Annotated in this window: 25 protein-coding genes; 23 read left to right on the top strand and 2 right to left on the bottom strand. The window is 62.1% G+C overall.

Annotation, left to right across the window (positions count from 1 at the left end):
• The first annotated feature begins 5 nt into the window (after window positions 1-5).
• Together ACH107_RS04700 and ACH107_RS04705 are read left to right on the top strand one after the other, a co-directional pair.
• Window positions 6-785, top strand: coding sequence for a DUF2189 domain-containing protein (locus ACH107_RS04700; protein ID WP_412504859.1), 780 nt, complete (start codon window positions 6-8; stop codon window positions 783-785).
• Window positions 786-879: 94 nt separating this feature from the next.
• Window positions 880-1,974, top strand: a complete 1,095-nt coding sequence (locus ACH107_RS04705) for an ABC transporter ATP-binding protein (RefSeq protein WP_412504860.1) — start codon at window positions 880-882, stop codon at window positions 1,972-1,974.
• 153 nt (window positions 1,975-2,127) lie between these two features.
• Here the strand turns inward: ACH107_RS04705 and ribA are convergent, their stop codons facing one another.
• Window positions 2,128-3,219 (bottom strand): GTP cyclohydrolase II, encoded by a 1,092-nt coding sequence (gene ribA / locus ACH107_RS04710; RefSeq protein WP_412504861.1) that lies wholly within the window; start codon window positions 3,217-3,219, stop codon window positions 2,128-2,130.
• Window positions 3,220-3,380: 161 nt separating this feature from the next.
• Here ribA and ACH107_RS04715 point away from each other — a divergent pair, with 161 nt between their 5' ends.
• The 5 genes from ACH107_RS04715 (at window position 3,381) to ACH107_RS04735 (ending at window position 7,161) form a co-directional block, all read left to right on the top strand.
• Window positions 3,381-4,067 (top strand): response regulator transcription factor, encoded by a 687-nt coding sequence (locus tag ACH107_RS04715; RefSeq protein ID WP_412504862.1) that lies wholly within the window; start codon window positions 3,381-3,383, stop codon window positions 4,065-4,067.
• A gap of 332 nt (window positions 4,068-4,399) precedes the next feature.
• Window positions 4,400-5,188, top strand: coding sequence for an exodeoxyribonuclease III (locus ACH107_RS04720; protein ID WP_412504863.1), 789 nt, complete (start codon window positions 4,400-4,402; stop codon window positions 5,186-5,188).
• 151 nt (window positions 5,189-5,339) lie between these two features.
• The gene (locus ACH107_RS04725; protein WP_412504864.1) at window positions 5,340-6,263 is read left to right on the top strand and encodes a tetratricopeptide repeat protein; all 924 of its coding nucleotides are present in this window, start codon (window positions 5,340-5,342) and stop codon (window positions 6,261-6,263) included.
• Window positions 6,264-6,289: 26 nt separating this feature from the next.
• Entirely contained in the window at window positions 6,290-6,934 is a 645-nt protein-coding gene (locus tag ACH107_RS04730; protein WP_412504865.1) for an LON peptidase substrate-binding domain-containing protein, read from the top strand.
• Window positions 6,931-7,161: a Trm112 family protein gene (locus ACH107_RS04735; protein ID WP_412504866.1), complete on the top strand. Its 231-nt coding sequence runs from the start codon at window positions 6,931-6,933 to the stop codon at window positions 7,159-7,161. Before ACH107_RS04730 ends, ACH107_RS04735 begins: the two co-directional genes overlap by 4 nt.
• A 6-nt stretch (window positions 7,162-7,167) precedes the next feature.
• On the opposite strand, the gene ACH107_RS04740 is transcribed toward ACH107_RS04735, so the two are convergent.
• Window positions 7,168-8,394: a cytochrome b/b6 domain-containing protein gene (locus ACH107_RS04740; RefSeq protein WP_412504867.1), complete on the bottom strand. Its 1,227-nt coding sequence runs from the start codon at window positions 8,392-8,394 to the stop codon at window positions 7,168-7,170.
• A 169-nt stretch (window positions 8,395-8,563) separates the two neighbouring features.
• Here ACH107_RS04740 and fabD point away from each other — a divergent pair, with 169 nt between their 5' ends.
• From fabD to ACH107_RS04820, 16 genes are all read left to right on the top strand, one after another.
• A complete protein-coding gene (gene fabD / locus ACH107_RS04745; RefSeq protein WP_412504868.1) occupies window positions 8,564-9,505 on the top strand; it encodes an ACP S-malonyltransferase in 942 nt (313 codons plus the stop codon).
• Window positions 9,506-9,579: 74 nt separating this feature from the next.
• Window positions 9,580-10,317 carry a 3-oxoacyl-[acyl-carrier-protein] reductase gene (gene fabG, locus ACH107_RS04750; RefSeq protein ID WP_412504869.1) on the top strand — a complete coding sequence of 246 codons (738 nt, stop codon included), beginning with the start codon at window positions 9,580-9,582 and terminating at the stop codon, window positions 10,315-10,317.
• Window positions 10,318-10,712: 395 nt separating this feature from the next.
• Window positions 10,713-10,946 (top strand): acyl carrier protein, encoded by a 234-nt coding sequence (locus ACH107_RS04755; RefSeq protein ID WP_412504870.1) that lies wholly within the window; start codon window positions 10,713-10,715, stop codon window positions 10,944-10,946.
• A 194-nt stretch (window positions 10,947-11,140) separates the two neighbouring features.
• A complete protein-coding gene (locus tag ACH107_RS04760) occupies window positions 11,141-11,884 on the top strand; it encodes a 1-(5-phosphoribosyl)-5-[(5-phosphoribosylamino)methylideneamino] imidazole-4-carboxamide isomerase (protein WP_412504871.1) in 744 nt (247 codons plus the stop codon).
• A 111-nt stretch (window positions 11,885-11,995) separates the two neighbouring features.
• Entirely contained in the window at window positions 11,996-13,255 is a 1,260-nt protein-coding gene (fabF, locus tag ACH107_RS04765; protein WP_412504872.1) for a beta-ketoacyl-ACP synthase II, read from the top strand.
• The gene (gene mltG, locus ACH107_RS04770) at window positions 13,255-14,409 is read left to right on the top strand and encodes an endolytic transglycosylase MltG (protein WP_412504873.1); all 1,155 of its coding nucleotides are present in this window, start codon (window positions 13,255-13,257) and stop codon (window positions 14,407-14,409) included. Before fabF ends, mltG begins: the two co-directional genes overlap by 1 nt.
• 235 nt (window positions 14,410-14,644) lie before the next feature.
• The gene (locus tag ACH107_RS04775; protein WP_412504874.1) at window positions 14,645-14,995 is read left to right on the top strand and encodes a hypothetical protein; all 351 of its coding nucleotides are present in this window, start codon (window positions 14,645-14,647) and stop codon (window positions 14,993-14,995) included.
• Window positions 14,922-16,265, top strand: a complete 1,344-nt coding sequence (locus tag ACH107_RS04780; protein WP_412504894.1) for a DNA-packaging protein — start codon at window positions 14,922-14,924, stop codon at window positions 16,263-16,265. The genes ACH107_RS04775 and ACH107_RS04780 overlap by 74 nt, the downstream gene beginning before the upstream one ends.
• A gap of 234 nt (window positions 16,266-16,499) precedes the next feature.
• On the top strand, window positions 16,500-17,690 hold the full coding sequence (locus tag ACH107_RS04785; protein ID WP_412504875.1) for a phage portal protein: 1,191 nt from the start codon (window positions 16,500-16,502) through the stop codon (window positions 17,688-17,690).
• Window positions 17,683-17,922 carry a hypothetical protein gene (locus ACH107_RS04790; protein WP_412504876.1) on the top strand — a complete coding sequence of 80 codons (240 nt, stop codon included), beginning with the start codon at window positions 17,683-17,685 and terminating at the stop codon, window positions 17,920-17,922. Before ACH107_RS04785 ends, ACH107_RS04790 begins: the two co-directional genes overlap by 8 nt.
• A gap of 47 nt (window positions 17,923-17,969) precedes the next feature.
• Entirely contained in the window at window positions 17,970-18,524 is a 555-nt protein-coding gene (locus tag ACH107_RS04795) for an HK97 family phage prohead protease (protein WP_412504877.1), read from the top strand.
• A 28-nt stretch (window positions 18,525-18,552) separates the two neighbouring features.
• Window positions 18,553-19,737 carry a phage major capsid protein gene (locus ACH107_RS04800; RefSeq protein WP_412504878.1) on the top strand — a complete coding sequence of 395 codons (1,185 nt, stop codon included), beginning with the start codon at window positions 18,553-18,555 and terminating at the stop codon, window positions 19,735-19,737.
• Window positions 19,738-19,893: 156 nt separating this feature from the next.
• On the top strand, window positions 19,894-20,493 hold the full coding sequence (locus ACH107_RS04805; protein WP_412504895.1) for a hypothetical protein: 600 nt from the start codon (window positions 19,894-19,896) through the stop codon (window positions 20,491-20,493).
• On the top strand, window positions 20,493-20,831 hold the full coding sequence (locus ACH107_RS04810; RefSeq protein ID WP_412504879.1) for a head-tail adaptor protein: 339 nt from the start codon (window positions 20,493-20,495) through the stop codon (window positions 20,829-20,831). The genes ACH107_RS04805 and ACH107_RS04810 overlap by 1 nt, the downstream gene beginning before the upstream one ends.
• Window positions 20,828-21,241 carry a DUF3168 domain-containing protein gene (locus ACH107_RS04815; protein WP_412504880.1) on the top strand — a complete coding sequence of 138 codons (414 nt, stop codon included), beginning with the start codon at window positions 20,828-20,830 and terminating at the stop codon, window positions 21,239-21,241. The genes ACH107_RS04810 and ACH107_RS04815 overlap by 4 nt, the downstream gene beginning before the upstream one ends.
• Before the next feature lie 24 nt (window positions 21,242-21,265).
• On the top strand, window positions 21,266-21,679 hold the full coding sequence (locus ACH107_RS04820) for a phage major tail protein, TP901-1 family (RefSeq protein WP_412504881.1): 414 nt from the start codon (window positions 21,266-21,268) through the stop codon (window positions 21,677-21,679).
• Window positions 21,680-21,681 lie beyond the last annotated feature (2 nt).

Consider the following 21,681-nt stretch of genomic DNA (forward strand, 5'->3'; position numbering starts at 1 on the left):
ACGCCATGGAGGAAAGCAGGCCGCTCGGTGTGCCCGAGCTCGGCGCGGTCGACATGTCCATGCTGGCCGAGGCGCTGCGCCGAGGATGGGCGGACATGCGCCAAGCCCCGTTATATGCCGTCGTCTTTGCCGGGGTCTACGTCGCGATCGGATGGCTGATGGTGGCTGTCACCTGGTTGAGCGGACAGACATACTGGCTGGTTTTCGCCGCGGTGGGGTTCCCGCTTTTCGGACCGTTCGCGGCAGTGGGGTTCTACGAGGTCAGTCACCGCCTGGAGCAGGGCCGGCCGCTCCTGCCGGAGGCGATATTCGGGGTGGTCGCGCATCAGCGCCGACGGCAATTGCCGTCGATCAGTGCCGTGATCATCGTGATGTTCCTTTTCTGGTTCTTCCTTGCACACACGATATTCGCGTTGTTCCTCGGTTTTTCGACGATGACGAACGTCTCGACGTCCTACGAGATCTATTTGACGTGGGAGGGGCTGAGCATGCTTGCCTTCGGGACGGCTGTGGGCGCGGCTTTCGCGCTGCTGCTTTACATGATCACGGTCATCTCGCTGCCGCTTCTGCTGGACCGGGAAGTGGATTTCGTGACCGCGATGATCACGAGCTTTCAGACTGTTCAGGAAAATCCGGGGCCGATGCTGGCCTGGGCCGTATTCATCGCGGTCGTGACCTTTGTCGCGCTGCTGCCGGGTTTTCTCGGGCTTTTCATCGTATTGCCCTTGCTGGGACACGCGACGTGGCATCTTTACAGGCTGATTTGCGCGGCCGGCGAGGTTTAGACACCCGGCAGGCTTGCGTGCTTGTCTCAGGGTTGCTATCTGCACGTGAACGGAAAAAACCCGATCAATTTGATCGGATACCCGAGAGGCAGCGGTGGAGCCAGCAACCCCGAGACTCGAGATTCACAACCTCGTGCGCCGTTATGACGGGCGCGTGGTCGTGGACGACGTATCGCTCAAGGTCATGCCGGGTCAGGTGACCTGCCTGCTGGGGCCGTCCGGTTGTGGCAAGTCAACGACACTGCGCATGATCGCGGGTGTCGAGATGCAGGATGCCGGAGAAATCCGGGTGGATGGCGAGCTGGTATGTGACACCGTATTCCGCGTGCCGCCCGAGCGGCGCCATATCGGGCTGATGTTCCAGGATTTCGCGCTGTTCCCGCATTTGCGCGTGCGCGAAAACGTGGCGTTCGGCCTCAGCGGTGACAAGTCCGAGATTGGCCTCCGGGTCGAGGAACTGCTCGCGAGGGTCGGCATGGGCGGGTATCTTGACAGTTATCCGCATGAATTGTCGGGCGGCGAGCAGCAGCGGGTCGCGTTGGCGCGGGCGCTTGCGCCGAGGCCGTCCATCATGCTGATGGACGAGCCTTTCTCCGGGCTCGACAATCGCCTGCGCGATGGTATCCGCGATGAAACGCTGGATATCCTGCGTGAACAGGATACCGCCGTGCTGCTGGTCACGCACGAGCCGGAGGAAGCGATGCGGATGGCCGACGAGATCGCGCTGATGCGGGACGGCCGGATCGTGCAACAGGGCGCACCATACAATATCTACAATGCGCCGGTGGATCGCGATGCAGTGGCGTTTTTCAGCGATATCAACGTCATCCGGGGACGGGTCGAGGGATCGCTCGTGCAGACGGCGTTCGGCCAGTTCCTTGCGCCCGGGGTGCACGAGGGCAATGAGGTGGATATCGTGATCCGCCCGCAGCATGTGAAGATAGACTTCGATCGGAATGGTCGCGGGCCGGGCTCCACCATCGAGCATGGCACGCCCGCGCGTGGCGTGGTTGAGCGGGCGCGCTTCATCGGCAGCGAGAGCCTCGTGGAATTCCGGATGGATCATGACGGGTCGTTGATGAAGGCGACGGTTCCCAATGTTTTTCTGCCGGCGCCGGGCAAGCCGTTGTGGCTGATGATCCGGCGCGACCGCTGCTTTGTCTTCTCCGTGGCTGACGCGCCTCACTGAACCGGCGGCGAGTTGCGGTCTTGTCGACGGTCGCTTGGAAGATCCGGCGGTCAGTGCCGTGTCTTTGACCGCGGTCGCAGAAACGGAAATATCATCGCTGCCGGCGTGATATGCGCTCCGTGACACTTCGGCTTGCGCAACCGCCTAGTCGGCTCAAAGCAAGTGGCCGGACTTGCGCGCCTTTGTTGCAAGATAGGCGCGGTTATGGGCGGTTTCCCCAACCTTGAGCGGCACGCGTTCTGCCACGTGGATCCCCGATTTCTCCATCATCGCGATCTTGGCGGGGTTGTTCGTCAGCAGCCGCACTGAGGAGAACCCCATGGTCTCCAGTAGCGCGGCCCCGATTCGGAAATCGCGCTCGTCATCCTCGAAGCCGAGACGGTGATTGGCCTCGACAGTGTCGAAGCCCTGATCCTGAAGGGAATAGGCACGCATTTTGTTCGCGAGGCCGATCCCGCGCCCTTCCTGGTTGAGATAGAGCAGAACGCCTGCGCCTTCGGCGCCCATCTGTGCCAATGCGCCCCGTAGCTGCGGCCCGCAATCGCACTTGAGCGAGCCCATGAGATCACCCGTGAAACAGGCGGAGTGCAGCCGGGTCAACACGGGCGCGTCGCGCGATGGTTGGCCGATTTCTATGGCGTAATGTTCCTCTGCGCCATCTTCCGGGCGGAATATGTGGAGCCGCCCGGCCTCGGACACCTCCAGGGGCAGGCGTGCCGCTGTCACGGGGTGCAGTGGGCTGGCAGCCTCCAAAAGCGGTGCGGCACGCGTCTGGTCGATCACCGTCAACCCGTTGGTGGCGGCGAAACCGGGGGCATCGGCGAGCGGCAGCACAAGCACGGCCGGTAAAAGGCGGGCTGTCTTGGCAAGGTGCAGCGCAAGCCTGTGGAGCGTGGCGTCGCCGTCCCTTTGGGCCACGAGCGGTCCTTTCATCGGCTGCCTGAGGTCGTATGCCGGGTCGGCAACGCCGCAAAGCCACGGAAGGGTCGCGTCGGGTGGCAACTCGACACGGGCCAGATCACCATCGTAGGGGCGCGCCTTGAGCGTTTCGGCCCGGCGCGCGGTAATGGCGAGAACAGGTCGGCCGTCAAGGGCAAGAACATCCGCAAGGCGCTGCGTATCGAGTGTTTCCGCTGCCAGCGTGAGCGCGCCGCCGGTTGGCGAGGTCAGCGCCACGGGTACCCCCATGCGCAGGTCGGCGCGGGCGCGTGCGAGCATTTCGGTGATATCAGGTGCGAAACTCATGTTAGACCGGATATAGCTTTATTTCCGCGCTTTACAGCCCTTTGTAACGCATTGAAACAATCGCTCGCACGTGGACACTTGGGCGTGAAAGGGCTGTTGCATGGCTTGCCCTCGGCATCCGGCGGTCACATTGTCCGGGCAAACGCATCCGGGAGGGTAAAATGGGACAACTCAAGAAAATTCTGCTTGTAGATGATGATGACGATCTGCGCGAGGCGCTGAGCGAACAACTCGTCATGACCGAGGATTTCGACGTTTTCGAAGCCGCCAACGGCAGCGAGGCGATGGCGCGGGCAAAGGACGGTGTCTATGACCTCGTGATCCTCGATGTCGGCTTGCCCGACACGGATGGGCGGGAACTTTGCCGGCTGATGCGCAAGCAGGGCGTCAAGGCGCCTATCGTTATGCTGACCGGACATGACAGTGATGCCGACACCATCCTAGGTCTGGATGCCGGCGCAAATGATTATGTCAGCAAGCCTTTCAAGTTTCCTGTTCTGCTGGCACGTATCCGGGCGCAGTTGCGTCAGCACGAACAATCGGAGGACGCGGTTTTTCAACTGGGGCCGTATACATTCAAACCCGCGATGAAGGTCCTCGAGGGTGACGACAAGCGGAAGATCCGCTTGACCGAAAAAGAAACGAATATCCTAAAGTTTCTTTATCGCTCGACGGAGGGTGTCGTCGCGCGCGATGTTCTCCTCCACGAGGTCTGGGGCTACAATGCGGGCGTGACGACACACACGCTTGAGACGCATATTTACAGGCTGCGGCAAAAGATCGAACCCGATCCGTCGAACGCGCGGCTTCTGGTGACGGAAACGGGCGGGTACAGGTTGCTTGCCTGAGGCATCCTACCAATGGTTGATTCAGGTCAATGCCCCGTTTCGGGCTTACCGGTAGTTTTGACGAGGTCCCGTTGCATGTGCGGGTAGATCACGTGCCTCCCTGTTGGACTGGCCCCGGCGTCGCGCCGGGGCTTTTTTGTCTCGGGGTTGGCAAGGCCAGCAGGTTGCTTGCCAATAACCGTGGCTTGGGTCCCTGACGCCGCGAGCGCAAGTTTGACCCGCCGTGGCGATCCGAGGGCGGCACGTGATTTGCCGCGTTCTTGCCCCGCGGTACTGGACGCTGCCACGCATCGCCAGTAGGTCTGCCGCCGGAAAACAAAAGGTGTCTCAACATGTCCATCACCCTTGCAACGTGGAACATAAATTCGGTTCGACTGCGCGCGCCACTTGTCTGCAAGCTCTTGCAGGAGGAAGCCCCGGACATCGTCTGCTTGCAGGAGTGCAAGAGCCCGGTCGACAAGATTCCCGCCGGGATGTTCGAGCCTTATGGCTACCGCTACATGGTTGCGCGCGGTCAGAAGGGCTATAACGGCGTCGCGATCTTGTCGAAGTTGCCGCTGGAAGATGCAGGTGATATGGATTTTGCCGGGCTGGGGCACGCGCGGCACGTGGCGGCGCGGCTTGAGAACGGCGTGGTGATTCACAATTTCTACGTCCCGGCGGGGGGCGACAAGCCCGATCGCGAGGTCAACGAGAAGTTCGGCCAGAAGCTGGATTACTTGACCGAGATGCGTGACTGGTTCCGTGACGGGCGGCCGGAAAAGTCGATTCTGGTCGGCGATCTGAACATCGCGCCGCGCGAAGACGATGTTTGGTCCCACAAGCAGCTTCTGAGAGTCGTTAGCCACACCCCGATGGAGGTGGCCCATCTGGGCGATGCGCAGGAGGCGGGGGGATGGACGGACGTGACCCGTGCGGATATCCCGGATGGCCAGCTTTACAGCTGGTGGTCGTATCGCTCACCCGATTGGGACGCTGCCGACAAGGGCCGGCGACTTGATCACGTCTGGGCCAGCTCCGATCTGAAGAACGCCGCACATTCCAGCCGGGTATTGCGCGCGGCGCGGGGCTGGGAAAAGCCCAGCGACCACGCGCCCGTTTTCGCGACATTCGACTTTTGATTTCGACGTTCGGGATGCGGACCGGCCTTCGACTGAGGCGACGCCATGCCGGCCCGCCGCAGGGTACGAAATGTATCGCCTCTTGCAACATGCCTTCTGCTGGGCCATGTAAACGCCAAGTCGCAAGAGAACCCATTCCGGAGTGCCGCAAATGCTTGAACTTGGTGGCCAGACACCTGCTGCAACTGATCTGATCAAGGACGTGTCCGAGGCTGATTTCATGGCCGAAGTCGTCGAGGCCAGCCAGAACGTGCCGGTCATCGTCGACTTCTGGGCCCCTTGGTGCGGGCCTTGCAAAACGCTTGGTCCGGCGTTGGAGGAGGCCGTGAAGAAGGCCGGCGGCGCCGTCAGGATGGCCAAGGTCAATGTTGACGAGAACCAGATGATCGCCGGGCAGTTGCGGGTGCAGTCCATTCCCACTGTCTATGCCTTCTGGAAGGGTCAGCCCGTGGATGGGTTTCAAGGTGCCATCGCGCCGTCCGAGATCGACGGGTTCGTCAACCGCGTGATCGAGGCGGCGGGCGGTTCCGCCGGTGGTCAGGCGGGTGGTAGCCTCGACGAGGCGGTGACCGCTGCCGACGAGATGCTTGCACAGGGGGCGGCAACGGACGCTGCGCAGACCTTCGCGGCGATCCTGCAGGAGGACCCGAAGAACGCCGCCGCCTATGCGGGAATGGCCAAGGCCCATATTGCGATGGATGATCTGGAGCAGGCCGAGGCGATCATAAACGGTGCGCCGGCCGATATTTCGGAGGCGCCGGAACTGGAAGCCGCGCATGCGCAGCTTGAACTGGCGCGTCAGGCAGCCAACACGGGGCCGGTCGGCGAATTGCGCGCCAAGGTCGAGGCGGATCCCGATGATCATCAGGCGCGCTTCGATCTGGCATTGGCGTTGAGCGGGGCCGGAGAAACGGAGGAAGCCGTTGACCAGCTGCTCGAGCTTTTCAGGCGCGACCGCGAGTGGAACGACGGCGCCGCCAAGGAGCAGCTGTTCACGATTTTCGATGCGCTTAAGCCGAACGACCCGGTGGTTCTGAACGGGCGGCGGAAATTGAGCTCGATGATATTTGCCTGAGCCGCTATGCGGCCTAGGTCAAACCTATGATTAACCAAGCCGATCTGCCCGACACCATCCCGATTTTCCCATTGCCGGGCGCGTTGTTGCTGCCGCGGTCAAGATTGCCGCTGCACCTGTTCGAGCCGCGGTACCTTGCCATGCTGGACGATGCCCTCAAGACGAGCGAGCGCTTGGTCGGCATGATCCAGCCCAACGAGGTGCCGGGCCGAGGCGGCAACGGGCTTCATTCCATCGGGTGTGTCGGACGGGTCACCCAGTTCTCCGAGACCGAAGATAGCCGCTACATGATCACCCTGACGGGAATATCGCGCTTCCGCCTTGTCGAGGAAGTAAATGGTTTCACGCCGTATCGACGCGCGAAGGTGTCGTGGAACGGATTCGAACGCGATCTGGGCCCGCCGGATGCGGACCCGCGCTTCGACCGGGCTGGTTTTCTGAAGCTTCTGGAACGGTATTTCCAGATCAGGGAACTGGAAACCGACTGGGACTCTCTGAAAGAAGCCGATGACGAACTTCTTGTGAATTCTCTGGCCATGTTGCTGGGTTTTGAACCTGAGGACAAGCAGGCATTGCTGGAGGCGCCGTCGCTCAGCACGCGGCGGGAGACATTGGTGACACTGCTAGAATTCGCTCTTCGCGGGGGCGATAACGACGAGATGATCCAATGAGTGACCCATCACACGATGACCGGGTCGCGGATGCAGAACAGGACCAAGCCGCGCCGGCCTTCGATCGCCGCATGCTCGAGGCGCTTGTCTGTCCGCAGACGCAACGCGGGCTGGAATATGATGCCGACGCGCAGGAATTGATCAGCCGGTCGGCCCATCTGGCTTTTCCAATTCGCCACGGCATTCCCGTGATGCTTGTCGACGAGGCTCGGCCGCTAGATGATTGACTGCCGTCAATCAGCACGTGAAGCTTTAACCTTGAAATTGACGGTTACGGAAAATCCGAGGGTGCTTGGGTCCTTGGTGTCCATGCCTATTCCGAAATCGCGCCTGTCTACGGTGACACTGCCTTCGGCGGTAGCCATCTGATCTTTGATGTCTAGCGTGAAAGTCAGGTCCAGCGGTATCGACCGATCCTTGATCGTCAGCGACCCCCGTGCGACGTGCTTTTTTTCACCCGAGAAGATGTCGCCCGTGAATGTCGCCGTGGGGTGCGACTCGGCGGCGAGGAAATCGGCGCCCATCGCCTGGTCCGTGACCGAGCCCAACTCGAGAGACGGGACCGCAATGGTGACGGTGACGTCACCGTGTCGGCCATTGCTGTCCGGCGATTCCGCATAGGTGATGTCGGCCGTCCATTCATTGAACTGCCCTGTGACCGTCGAGCCCATTTGCATGACTTCGATCGTTAGCGTGCCGCTTTGAACCTTCCAGTCGCTTTCGACGGCTTGGAGGCGTGTCGAGCGCAGTGTTTGTTCCGGCGGGGCGAACCATCCGAGCATGGCGCCGCCTCCAAGAGCCGCGGCCCAGATCGCAAGTGCCGTCAAAAACGGGAGTACATGGTTCGGTTGCCGGTCCGATGGCATGCCATCGAGACGGCCGGGCAGCATCCGCCGCAACGTCGCGTCGCCGTCAACAAAATGATGCTTCATCGCACCCGCGATATGCAGGGTTATCGCACCCAGAAGGACCCATTGCAGGATGTAATGCAACGCTGCGGCCACCTCCGACACCATCTGGTTTCGCGGTACGAATGGCAGCGTCTGACCGAACGGCCACCATATCGGCGCGAAGCCTGTGGTTGCGGCATGGTGCACCCAGCCTGTCAGGGGGACGGCCAAAAGCGAGCCGTACAGCAGCCAGTGCACGGTCTCGGCAGCCCACGCCTCAAGCGTGTTGTCGCCATTCAGAAGCCCGGGCTTGCGCTGGCCGAAAGCCCAAAGAATACGCGCTAGCGCAACGAGAAAGATCGAAACGCCGATGGTTTTGTGAAGCGAGAACAGGAGCGCGGCACGGTCGACTGTCGATTGTGACACATCCGTGGACGCGTCGGATATCTGGTGTGCGAGGTCGCTGGCAATCAGACCCAATGGAAAAGCCGTAAAAATCAGCAACGCCGTGAGCCAATGGAAAAGCTTTGTGATCGCCCCGTAAGAGGCGGCGGTGTTGGTAATTGCCATACAGCTTTTTCCTTGAGTTGCCACCGCAATTTTTAGAGCTATTCCGGCAGGACTCAAGCCGGGTGCGTGCACGCTGGGTGTGCAGCGGTGCGAAGGCCAGTTGCCTTGGGCCGCGTGGCAGGCTATCGGAACACTGCTAAAGCCACAGGCGCGGAGGGGGACACTCCAAATGACACGAGCATTCGTTTTTCCCGGCCAGGGAGCACAGACAGTTGGAATGGGCCGGGCAATGGCGGAAACCTATCCGGCGGCGCGGGCCGTGTTCGACGAGGTCGATGCCGCGCTCGGCGAAAATTTGAGCGCGCTGATCTGGGATGGCGCGCAAGACGAGCTGACACTGACGCAGAACGCACAGCCGGCGCTGATGGCGACATCGCTTGCGGCGATGCGCGCCCTGGAGGCCGAGGGTGTTGAAATCGACGCGGCATCATTGGTCGCCGGGCATTCTCTTGGCGAGTATTCGGCCCTTGCTGCTGCTGGCGCTCTTGACGTGGGAGATTGCGCGCGCCTGTTGCGGACGCGTGGCGAAGCCATGCAGAAGGCCGTCCCGGTCGGTGAGGGCGCGATGGCCGCGATCTTGGGACTCGATTTGGAAATCGTCGGCGAGATCGCGGCAAAAGCGGCCGAGAGTGAGGTTTGCGCCGCGGCCAATGACAATGACCCGGGGCAGGTCGTGGTGTCCGGTCATCGGGCGGCCGTTGAGCGCGCCGTCGCGCTGGCCAAGGAGCGGGGCGCAAAACGCGCCATGTTGTTGCCGGTGAGCGCGCCGTTTCACTGTGCGCTAATGCAGCCCGCTGCCGAAGCGATGGAGGCGGCGCTTTCCGAGGTGAAGATCACGACACCCAAAGTGCCGTTGGTAAGTAACGTTCTCGCCGAGGCGGTAAGTGACCCTGACGAGATCCGCCGGCTGCTCGTCGCGCAGGTCACGGGCGCGGTCAGGTGGCGGGAATCGGTGCTTTACATGGCCAGACAAGGCGTGACCGAGAGCTGGGAACTCGGCGCGGGCAAGGCCCTGAGCGGCATGATCCGTCGCATAGCGCGGGATATTGTCGTGAAATCCGTCAGTACGCCCGACGACGTGGTCAAGGCGGCAGGCGAATCGGACAGTTAGGCCGACGCAGAAATATTATATTTTCCGGGCATCGGGGGGTTGAACGACACGCCCGGATAGAAAGGATGCACAACATGTTTGATCTGACGGGAAAGACGGCCCTTGTAACAGGCGCTTCCGGCGGTATCGGTGGGGCGATCGCGAGGACCTTGCACGAGGCGGGTGCGGCCGTGGGGCTGAGCGGCACCCGAACGGCGCCGCTGGAGGAGCTTGCCGCCGAGCTGGGTGACCGGTCTCACGTATTGCCCTGCGATCTGGGCGATGGCGCGGCCGTTGATGAATTGCCCAAGCGCGCGGCAGAGGTGATGGGCGGGCCTGACATCCTCGTCAACAATGCCGGGATAACGCGTGATCAGGTTTTCATGCGTATGTCCGACGACGATTGGCAGAGCGTGATCGATGTCAACCTGACCGCCACGATGCGCCTGTGCAGAGGCGTCATGCGGCCTATGATGAAAGCACGCTGGGGCCGGATCATCAACATCAGTTCGATCGTGGGCGCGACTGGCAATCCGGGGCAAGTCAACTACGCCGCCGCCAAGGCGGGGGTTGTCGGCATGACGAAATCAATCGCGGCCGAGGTGGCCACACGCGGGATCACGGCAAACGCGGTTGCCCCGGGTTTCATTGCCACCGCGATGACGGACAACCTGACTGACGATCAGAAAGACCGGATCAACGCGCAAATTCCTGCGGCGCGGATGGGCACCCCGGATGATGTTGCCGCTGCGGTGCTGTATCTCGCCAGCCCGGCGGCGAATTACGTGACGGGGGCCACGCTGCACGTCAATGGCGGTATGGCGATGTTGTGAAGGCGCACGTATGGTGCTGGCGGGCAGCAAGCCGGTCATGTCGGGTCTCGTCGAACATCTAGGCGCGAACGCACCGCGCGGCCTGCACGCAGGGCGCGCTGGCAGGCATATCAGGGTCGGGAAGTTTCCGGTCGTGACAGCAAATTACCGGGTTACAGTCGCCCGCAATGTGCCGGCTCGATCCGATGTCGAGCGCCGTTGCTGTCCCGGCCGGAAAACGTTTGCCAACGCCGCGCCATGTGCTATAGGCGGCGCTGATCGGCCGGGGCACCCCGGTTGCCCGCAGATACGGGGCATCAGAGAGCCGCCCGGAGGGGCAAAACCAAACCGCTTCCCGGCGGATGCAGGGGCGGACAAGCAGGCGGGGACGCCTGAGGAAACATGAGGATTATGACATGAGCGATATCGCAGACCGCGTGAAGAAGATCGTAGTGGAGCACCTGGGTGTCGAGGAAGACAAAGTGTCGGAAAAAGCGTCGTTCATTGACGATCTGGGTGCCGACAGTCTGGACACGGTCGAGCTTGTCATGGCCTTCGAGGAGGAGTTCGGCATCGAGATCCCCGACGATGCAGCAGAGAATATCCAGACGTTCGGCGACGCGGTGGAGTTCATCAACAAGGCGTCCTGATACGGTGGCAGTTCTGTCTTGGTGATACGAGGCCCCGCCGGACCGGCGGGGCCGTTTGTGATTCCGGCAGGGTTTGGCGCGGCGTTAAAGGGCATCATCATGACGATTTGGGACTACCGGGAATCAGCGATACAATGCACCCTGTACTGGCCCGGAAATTACCGGGGCCGGATCGAACGAAAGGCGCGGCTGTCATGATGATCTTCCCCACCCTTGAGCTATATAATGGCAAATGCGTGTCACTCACGCGTGGCCGGCTTGCAGAACCCGTGATCTGGCATGTCGATCCAGTCGAGACCGCCCGTGGTTTCGCCGAGGCGGGCGCACAGTGGATGCACGTGACCGATGTCAATGCGCTGGCAGGCGAAGGCACTAACAACGACTTGCTGGCCGAGATCATTCGTGCCGCCGGCATACCTGTGCAGCTCGGGGGGGGCTTTCGTTCGCGCGATGCGGTTGAGAACTGGATCGACCAGGGTGCCGGGCGGATCGTTATCGGAACCATGGCCGCGCATGACCCCGATCTTGTGGCGGAACTTGCCAAGTTGCACCCCGACCAGATCGTGCTTGCCGTCGATGTGTTTCAGGGCGCGGTCATGACCGAAGGCTGGCGCACCCGGAGCGCCTTTGCCGCCGAGGATTATGTGAAAGCCTTTGACGGAACACCGCTGGCGGGTATCATCGTGACGGATATCGATGCCGATATCGAGGATGGCGACGGCACGCTGGGCGTGATCTCGAGTGTCGCGTCGGCGACACGCCTGCCGGTGTTCGCAAGAGGAACGGTTCGTTCTCTCGATGACGTCGCGCGGCTCAAGTACGTGCCCAATATCGCCGGAACCCTGATCGGGCGGGCCTTGCTGGCGAAGAACGTGGATCTTGCCGAAGCGCTTGCGGTCGCCGAGGCAACACCAGAGCCAACGGCCGAGTTCCAGTAACCGCTGCTCTACGCAGGCAACCCCATGCTTGGTAACAGCGCTGTGCTCTTGCCCCCCGGGGGCAAGGCAGGGTAAGAGCGGCGGACGAGGAAGAACTGAAAGGGCAGCAACATGCGTCGTGTCGTCGTCACGGGTCTGGGCCTGGTCACACCGCTTGCGTCGGGGGTTGAGAAAAGCTGGAAGCGCCTGCTCGATGGTCAGTCCGGCGCCGGACCGATCACGCGCTTTGACCCGGTGAACGTTCAGACCAAGTACGCCTGCGAGGTCCCGTTGGGCGATGGCGAGGATGGCACGTTCAATGCTGATCACCACATGGCTCCCAAGGAGCGCCGCAAGGTTGATGATTTCATCCTGTACGGTCTTGCCGCGGCCGATCAGGCTGTTTCCGATGCGGGCTGGACTCCGGAAGATGAGGAAAGCCTCCTGCGGACCGGCGTTCTGATCGGTTCGGGGATCGGCGGCCTGCGCTCGATCGAGGAAACGACCCTGACCATTCGCGACAAGGGCGTCAGGCGCGTATCACCCTTTTTCATCCCCGGTGCCCTGATAAACCTGACCAGCGGCCAGGTCGGCATACGCTATGGGTTCAAGGGGCCGAACCACTCGGTCGTGACCGCCTGCTCGACGGGCGCTCATGCAATCGGTGACGCGGCCCGGCTGATCAAGTACGGCGACGCCGAGGTTATGGTTGCGGGCGGGGCCGAAGCCGCGATCTGCGAAATCGGGATCGCCGGTTTCAATGCCTGCAAGGCACTTTCCATTAAGTGGAGCGATAATCCGGAGGCCGCCAGCCGCCCCTATGACGAGGCACGTGACGGTTTTGTCATGGGCGAGGGCGCCGGGGTCGTCGTGCTTGAGGAATACGAACATGCCAAGGCGCGGGGCGCGAAAATCTACGCCGAGGTTCTCGGGTATGGTCTGAGTGGCGACGCCTACCATATCACGGCCCCGAGCGAGGATGGCGACGGCGGCTTCCGGGCGATGCAGGCTGCCCTGCGTGATGCCGGGCTTGCGCCGTCCGAGGTTGATTACATCAATGCGCACGGCACCTCGACGATGGCCGATACGATCGAATTGCAGGCCGTCGAGCGCCTTATGGGCGAGGCGGCCGACAAGGCCACGATGAGTTCGACGAAATCCGCAACGGGGCATTTGCTGGGCGCCGCGGGTGCCATCGAGGGGATATTCTCGATCCTCGCAATTCGCGATCAGGTCGTTCCGCCAACCATCAATCTTGATGATCCGGCGGTGGAAACGCCGCTGGACCTTGCCCCCAATGCGAGGCGTGAGCGTGAGGTCAATGTCGCCCTTTCGAACAGTTTCGGCTTCGGGGGTACGAACGCGTCGGTCTGTTTCGGGAAACCGCGCTGATGTGGCGACATATCGCCTCGAACGCGCTGACACTTCTTGCCGTCGTGATCTTCCTGCTCGGCGGCGTGATCCTTTGGGGGCAGCGCGAGTACAATGCGGCCGGGCCGCTGGACGAGGCGATCTGCTTGCGCGTGCCCCCGGGTAGCACAATGCGCGGCGTGTCCCGTGACCTGCTGGCTGACGGAGCAATAACGAGCGCACCGATCTTTCGTATCGCAGCCGACTATACTGACCGGGACCGCGCCTTGAAGGCCGGCAGCTGGTTGATCCCGCAGCGCGCCAGCATGAGCGAGATCACGGACATCATCACGCGTGGCGGGGCCAGCACCTGCGGCACAGAGGTTGTGTTCCGCATAGGCGTGGCCAGTACCGGCGTGCAGGTGCGCGAGCTGGACCCGGCGACAAGTGCCTATGTCGAAACAGCGGATTTCGACCTTGCCGCCGCGGACATTCCCCCCAGTTATGAAACGGTTCGCGAGAAGCGTGATACACGCTACCGAATTGCCGTCGCTGAAGGCGTGACAAGCTGGCAGATCGTCGATGCGCTTCGCAAGCTCGATGTTCTGCAGGGGCCGATTACGGACATTCCACCGGAGGGCATGCTGGCCCCTGACAGCTACGAAGTTCCGGACGGCGCCGAGCGCGTTGAGTTGCTGGCGGAGATGAAGGCGCGGCAAGAGGAACGTATCGCCGCGGCATGGCGTGATCGCGATGAAGACCTGCCGCTGGAGACCCCCGAGGACGCTTTGATCCTTGCCTCGATCATCGAGAAGGAAACAGGTGTCGCCGCTGAAAGGCGCCAGGTCGCCAGCGTTTTCGTAAATCGGCTTCGCCGGGGGATGCGTCTGCAGACCGATCCAACTGTCATCTACGGTATCACCGAGGGTGAAGGCGTGCTTGGGCGCGGGTTGCGTCAGAGCGAACTGCGCCGGGCGACACCATGGAACACGTACGTGATCGAAGGACTGCCGCCGACACCGATCGCGAATCCCGGCCGGGAAAGTCTCAAAGCGGCGGTTAATCCTGATGAAACCGATTATGTTTTCTTTGTCGCTGATGGCACCGGCGGGCATGCCTTTGCCGAAACCTTGGCCGAGCATAACCGCAACGTGGCGCGCTGGCGTGAGATCGAGGCGGAGCGACGGTCGGATTGAGACGCGTGGGATATCATCCATGACGTGAAACGCGCCGGTGTGAGGGTTAAAAAAGTCTCACAATCGCGCACGGTTACACGGTGCCGTCAAGCCAATCGAACTTGACGCATCGTACGGTTTCACCTATAAGTTGTGGCATGCTGGAAAAATGGGTGAGCGGCTCCGGGCGATGGTCCGGGGCCGCTTTTCGTTTGTTCGCGCGGGGGCAGACACAACGCATGAGGCATGAGCACGCATGGTTTTGATCACGTCCGAGGAAAACCCGACAAGGTTGACGACCTCGATCGACGCGCTGGCCCGTCAATTGGCGGAAATGCGCGAGGAGCTCGAAGAGCGGTACAAACAGATCAGGGCAGGGAATTTCAGCGGACTGGAGGACTCGCAAACGGCCGTTGCCGATATCCGTCAATGGCTGCGAATCGCATTGGAAGCGGAGGTACAGCTTGAAAAACGCAGGAAACAGGAACAAGGCCTCGCAGGGGGATACGGGATCGATTTCGACGCAGCGCGGGCTGAAGTCGGGTGCCGCCTGGATCGTCTCAGAAGGTCAAGATGCCCAGGACGCGTTCATCGAAGGGTTGAGTGAGGGGGAATTGCTGGCGCTGCCTTACCTTTTTGAATTCTGGGCGCTGGATCACCAACTGCCGCCGGATAATGATTGGAAGACTTGGATCATCATGGGGGGCCGCGGCGCGGGCAAGACCCGCGCAGGTGCCGAATGGGTCCGCGCGCAAGTCGAGGGCGCGCGACCGCTGGACCCGGGTAAATGCCAGCGCATCGCGCTGGTTGGCGAGACCATCGACCAAGTCAGGGAAGTGATGGTTTTCGGCGAAAGCGGGATCATGGCCTGTACGCCGCCGGACCGGCGGCCCGAATGGCAGGCGGGACGCAAAAGGCTGCTCTGGCCGAATGGAGCGGTTGCGCAGGTTTTCTCTGCGCATGATCCCGAGGGCCTTCGCGGCCCGCAATTCGATGGGGCGTGGGTCGATGAACTTGCCAAGTGGAAACGCGCTCGAGAGACATGGGACATGCTGCAGTTCGGGCTGAGGCTTGGTGACGATCCACGCTGCTGTGTCACCACGACCCCGCGCAACGTGGGAGTGCTCAAGGACCTGCTCGGACGTGCTTCTACTGTTGTGACGAGTGCCCCGACGGAGGCCAATTCCGCCTATCTGGCGCAATCCTTCTTGGACGAGGTGCGCGCGCGCTATGCCGGCACGCGGTTGGGACGGCAGGAACTGGACGGTGTTCTGATCGACGAGGCGGACGGCGCCCTATGGACGCCCAAGGGGCTGGAAGCGGCGTCCGTGACCGACGTGCCGTCGCTTGACCGCGTCGTCGTGGCACTGGACCCGCCCGTGACAGGTAACGCGGCGTCCGATGAATGCGGGATCGTGGTGGCTGGCGCCGTCACACGTGGCGCCGTTCAGGATTGGCGCGCATTCGTTCTGGCCGATGAAAGCGTTGCCGCGGCAACCCCGGCCGCATGGGCCGAGGCAGCCATGCGAGCGATGGAGCGCTTCGGTGCCGAACGGCTGGTCGCCGAAGTCAACCAGGGCGGGGATCTGGTGGAACAGGTGATACGTCAGGTCGATCCGCTTGTGCCGATAAAAACCGTCCATGCCAGTCGCGGCAAGGTAGCGCGGGCTGAACCCGTTGCCGCGCTATACGAACAAGGGCGCGCGCATCATGTCAGGGGGCTTGCCGATCTGGAGGACCAGATGTGCGCGATGACCTCGCAGGGCTATGAAGGAAAGGGAAGCCCGGACCGTGTTGACGCTCTCGTATGGGCCTTGCACGAATTGATCATCGCACCGGCCGCCAGATGGCGCCGACCTCAGGTGCGCGCAATCTGAAAACACGGCACCGGCATGCGCGGTTGATGCCACAATCAGCCGCCCTTCGGATGGCAACACCGTTGTCGCGTCCCGAAACGAAGCCTCAAAAGCAATTCAGTGGACAGCGCTCTGCTTCCGCTCATCGCAGCGCGCGGTCCACTAAAAACTTCGTAAACCTTTGCGGTTGTGATGTGTCCAGACGCGGGGCGCAAGCCCGGCAGGACTGAGGCAGACCCAAGGAGACCCCCAGAAATGATTTTGGACTTCTTCCGGCAGGGCGCGGCGGCCCGCGAAGTGCCAGAGCAGAAGGCGAGTGCCACCGGGCCGGTGATGGCGTGGGCGAGTGCGGGCAGGGTCGCATGGAGCCCGCGCGACACCGTAAGCCTGACGCGTACCGGTTTCGCCGGCAACCCGGTCGGTTTTCGCTGCGTTAAGTTGGTCGCAGAAGCGGCCGCCGCGCTCCCGCTGGTTTTGCAGGACGGGACGCAGCGCTTTTCGGATCATCCCGTTCTTAAGGTTTTCAAAGCGCCGAACCCGGCGCAGGGTCGGGCTGAATTGTTGGAGGCTCTTTATGGCCAGATGCTTCTGACTGGCAATGGGTACCTGGAGGCGGTTGCTGCGAACGAAGGCACCCCCGCTGAACTGCACGTGCTGCGGTCGGACAGGATGAGCGTGGTGCCCGGCGCCGATGGATGGCCGATGGCCTATGAATACAATGTTGGTGGCCGCAAACATCGTTTCGAGATTGGTGCTGGTCCGCCCGTGATCTGTCACCTGAAGAACTTCCACCCGCAGGACGATCACTATGGTTTTTCCCCGCTTCAGGCAGCGGCGCAGGCGTTGGACGTGCACAATGCGGCGTCTCGGTGGTCCAAGGCGTTGCTAGACAACGCGGCGCGTCCGTCCGGTGCGATCGTGTACAAGGGGGCCGAGGGGCAGGGCAGCCTGACGACGGACCAGTACGACCGGCTCGTGGGCGAGATGGAGGCGCACCACCAGGGTGCGCGCAATGCGGGGCGGCCGATGTTGCTGGAAGGTGGCCTTGACTGGAAGCCAATGGGTTTCAGCCCTTCGGACATGGAGTTTCAAAAAACCAAGGAGGCCGCGGCACGCGAGGTCGCGCTGGCCTTCGGCGTGCCGCCGATGCTGCTCGGCATACCGGGAGATGCGACATATGCAAATTATCAGGAGGCCAACCGTGCCTTCTACAGGTTGACGGTGCTGCCTCTGGCGTCACGCGTTGTTGCCAACGTGGCCGGTTGGCTCGCCGCGTTCACGGGCGAGACGCTGGAATTGAAGCCCGATCTGGACCAAGTGCCGGCACTTTCGGCGGAACGTGATGCGCAATGGCGACGTGTGACGAACGCGGATTTCCTGACCATGTCGGAAAAGCGGGTCCTTTTGGGCCTGCCCCCGGTCGAAGAGATTTCCAACGATGAGTGAGGAAGGCCTGCAGGCGCGTTACGGTTTCGAGGCTTTTGACTGTGCGCCGGCACTTCGACTGGAGGCACATGAGCGGGTTTCGCGCCTGCAGCACGACGCGCTGACGCAAAGGCTGGAGAAAATCGAGAAGGCCATGGACCGGCTCGAAAGGCGTCTGTGGCTGGCTGTTTACGGTGTCGTGGCGGCGATCCTGGCGCAGGCTTTTCAGCCGGTTCTTGCGACGTTGCCCTGACCAAGCGCCGGGTCGGAAACCTTGTCCGAACAAGAAGGATGAAACTGATGGAAGCTGATACTGGGCTGGAAACCAAGTTCTGCCAGTTCGACGATAACCCGCTCAGGGTCATCGATGGTGAGGTGATCAAAGGGTATGCCAGCCTTTTCGGGGCCACCGATCAGTGTGGCGATATCGTGGTGCGCGGGGCCTACGGCAGGTCGCTTGCGCAACTTGCTGCCGATGGACGGCGGGTCAAGATGCTCTGGCAGCACGACCCTGCCCAGCCGATCGGGATCTGGGACGAGGTTCGCGAGGATGGGCAGGGTCTCTACGTGAAAGGACGGCTGCTCGAAGGGGTGGACCGCGCGCGGGAGGCGGCAGCCCTGATCGCGGCCGGTGCCATCGACGGGCTGAGTATCGGCTACCGTACCGTTCGTGCCAGCAAGAATGACAAGGGCCGCAGGCTCTTGCAGGAACTGGAGCTGTGGGAAGTTTCGCTGGTGACGTTCCCGATGTTGCCCAGTGCGCGGGTGGGGGGCAAGGGTGCTGCCTGTCTGCATGAAGTGGCGGCGGCCCTGAGAGCCGCGCGCCGGGAAGTGGCGCGGGATGCGCGCCACTAGGATCAAACCAACTAACAGGACATTCGTGATGAGCAAGACCGAGGGTGAGCCCCGGACCGGAGAAGATCTGTCTCCGGTTGCGGACGTGAAATCGGCTGTGACGGACTTCATAGGCGAATTCAAAGGCTTTCGGGCCGACATGCAACAAAGACTTCAAAAGCAGGAAGAAAAGATGACGATGATCGAACACAAATCCACGGTACAGGCGAAACGTCCGTCACTGGCCGCCACACCCGAGCCCAATACGCCGCATCACAAGGCTTTCGATGCCTATCTTCGCACCGGGGATGATGATGGCCTGCGCGGTCTTGAGCTCGAGGGTAAGGCGCTGAACACCGCCGTGGCGGGAGATGGTGGGTATCTGGTCGATCCGCAGACGTCGGAGACGGTCAAGAGCACGCTGAGTGCCACCGCCTCGATCCGGGCCATCGCGAATGTCGTGCAGGTGGAGGCCACGAGTTTCGATGTTCTGGTTGACCACACGGATCTTGGGCATGGCTGGAGTACGGAAACCGGCAGCGTTAATGAGACCAGTACGCCCGTCATAGACCGTATCAGCATTCCGCTGCACGAGTTGAGCGCCCTGCCGAAGGCAAGCCAGCGCTTGCTGGATGACAGCGCCTTCGACGTCGAAACGTGGCTTGCCGGGCGCATCGCCGACAAGTTTGCCCGCGCCGAGGCGGCGGCCTTTGTCAGCGGCGATGGCGCCGACAAGCCGACCGGCTTCCTGACGCATCCGAGTGTCGACAACGATGTCTGGGCATGGGGCAATCTTGGCTACGTGCCGACGGGTGTTGATGGCGATCTTGGCGGTGCCGATCCGATCATCGATCTCGTCTATTCGCTGGGTGCCGCCTACCGCGCGAACGCGACGTTCGTGATGAACTCTAAGACAGCGGGCGCCGTGCGGAAGCTGAAGGATGCCGATGGCCGGTTTCTGTGGTCCGACGGTCTGGCCGCCGGAGAGCCCGCGCGGCTGATGGGATATCCGGTTCTGATCGGCGAGGACATGCCGGACATCGCCAGTGGCGCCGATGCCGTGGCCTTTGGTGATTTTGCCGCCGGCTACACGATTGCCGAGCGGCCCGACCTCCGCGTTCTGCGCGATCCATTCAGCGCGAAGCCTCATGTGCTGTTCTATGCAACCAAGCGGGTTGGCGGAGACGTGAGTGATTTCGCTGCAATCAAGCTGTTGAAGTTCGCCGTCTCGTAAGGGTGGCGGATAGGGCACGGAAGTGTCCAACGCCGCCGTGCCCTGGGCGCGCGCGTGGCCAATATGGTGTTGTCCAGCTGCTCCCCTCCGTGACGAGCAACGCCGGCGACCGCGCGCCCGAACTTACGGAGGGGACGAGATTTTTGGAGTGGCCTCATCATGTTGATCGAAGAAACCGCGGTTCCGTCGGCCGCACTTCCGCTGACCGAATTCAAGGCGCACCTGCGATTGGGAACCGGCTTTTCGGACAGCGATATCCAGGATCCGGTTCTGGAAAACTTTCTGCGTGCCGCGATTGCGGCGGTTGAGGGCCGTACCGGCAAGGTTCTGATTGCAAGAGACTTTGCCTGGTCGCTGAGCGAATGGCGGGATACCGGTGCCCAGACCCTGCCCGTTGCCCCGGTAAATTCGATCATTTCCCTCACCCTGCAGGACCCGCAAGGCGATGACGAGCTGATTTCGCCGGCTTTCTACCGGCTGGAACGCGATACACAGTGTCCGGTCATGCATGCCGTCGGCCCCGGCTTGCCCGCCATCCCCGTCGGCGGGCGCGCCGAGATCGTGTTCACGGCGGGCTATTCGCAGGACTGGGGCGGACTGCCGGGTGATCTGGCTCAGGCCGTCATGCTTCTCGCAGCACATTACCATGCCTATCGCGATGAAACCAAGCTTGGCGACGGGTGCATGCCTTTCGGCGTGTCGAGCTTGATCGAACGGTATCGGAAGGTCCGTTTGCTCGGCGGCGGGTGTGCGTGATGGGGCGCGTTGCACTCAACAGGCACCTGGTGCTGGAAACCCGGCAGCGGGTCGCGGACGGCGCCGGCGGTTTCGTGGAGACCTGGGTCGAGCTGGGACGGCTTTGGGCCGACCTGCGCGCCCGCACTGGGCGGCAGCGCGGGGGCGAGGGGGGCAGTGTGTCCACGACCGGTTACCGCGTGCTGGTGCGGGCGGCACCCTACGGCGCCCCCTCCCGGCCGGTACCCGGACAGAGGTTTCGCGACGGTGCAAGGCTTCTTCGGATCGAAGCCGTGGCGGAACATGACGATGCGGGACGCTTTCTTACCTGTTTCGCGGAAGAAGAGGTGGCGACATGACGTATGCAGTGGGCGCTGCCCTGCAGCAGGCCGTGTATCAGGCCCTTGTTGACAACAGCGCCGTGACGGCACTCGTGGGTGGTTCGGTCTATGATGCGTTGCCGCGCGGGTCTTTGCCCGACAGCTATGTGACGCTTGGCCCCGAGGACGTTCGGGCCGGCACGGATCGTACAGGCGCGGGCGCATGGCATCGCCTGACAGTTTCGGTCGTTTCCGGCAAGGCAGGCTTTCATCATGCCAAGAAGATAGCGGCGGCCGTGAGCGACGCGCTGATCGGCGCCGACATGACGCTGGAGCGAGGCCGTTTGACCGGGCTTCATTTTTACCGCGCGCGGGCCAGGCGCGAAGGTACGGGGGATGTGCGCCGCATCGACCTGACCTTTCGGGCACGCGTTGACGACACCCCCTAATTCACTGAAATCGGAGCAAGAAGCATGGCAGTTCAGAACGGCAAGGACCTGCTGGTCAAGATCGACCTGACCGGGGATGGCAATTTCCAGACAGTGGCGGGGCTGCGGGCAACGCGGGTGAGCTTCAACGCCGAAAGCGTGGATGTCACCAGCCTTGAAAGTCAGGGCGGGTGGCGTGAACTGCTCGCCGGGGCCGGCGTTAAATCGGCCGCGATCAGCGGATCGGGCATTTTCCGGGACATGGCCAGCGATGAACGCGTACGGCAAATATTCTTCGATGGCGTAATGCCGGATTTCCAGGTGGTGATCCCCGACTTTGGCACCGTCGAAGGCCCGTTCCAGGTCGCGGCCATCGAATATGCCGGCACACATGATGGCGAAGCCACTTATGAATTGTCGCTCGCGTCGGCCGGGCGCCTGACATTCACGGCTGTCTGACC

Source organism: Roseovarius halophilus (ex Wu et al. 2025), from assembly GCF_047086965.1.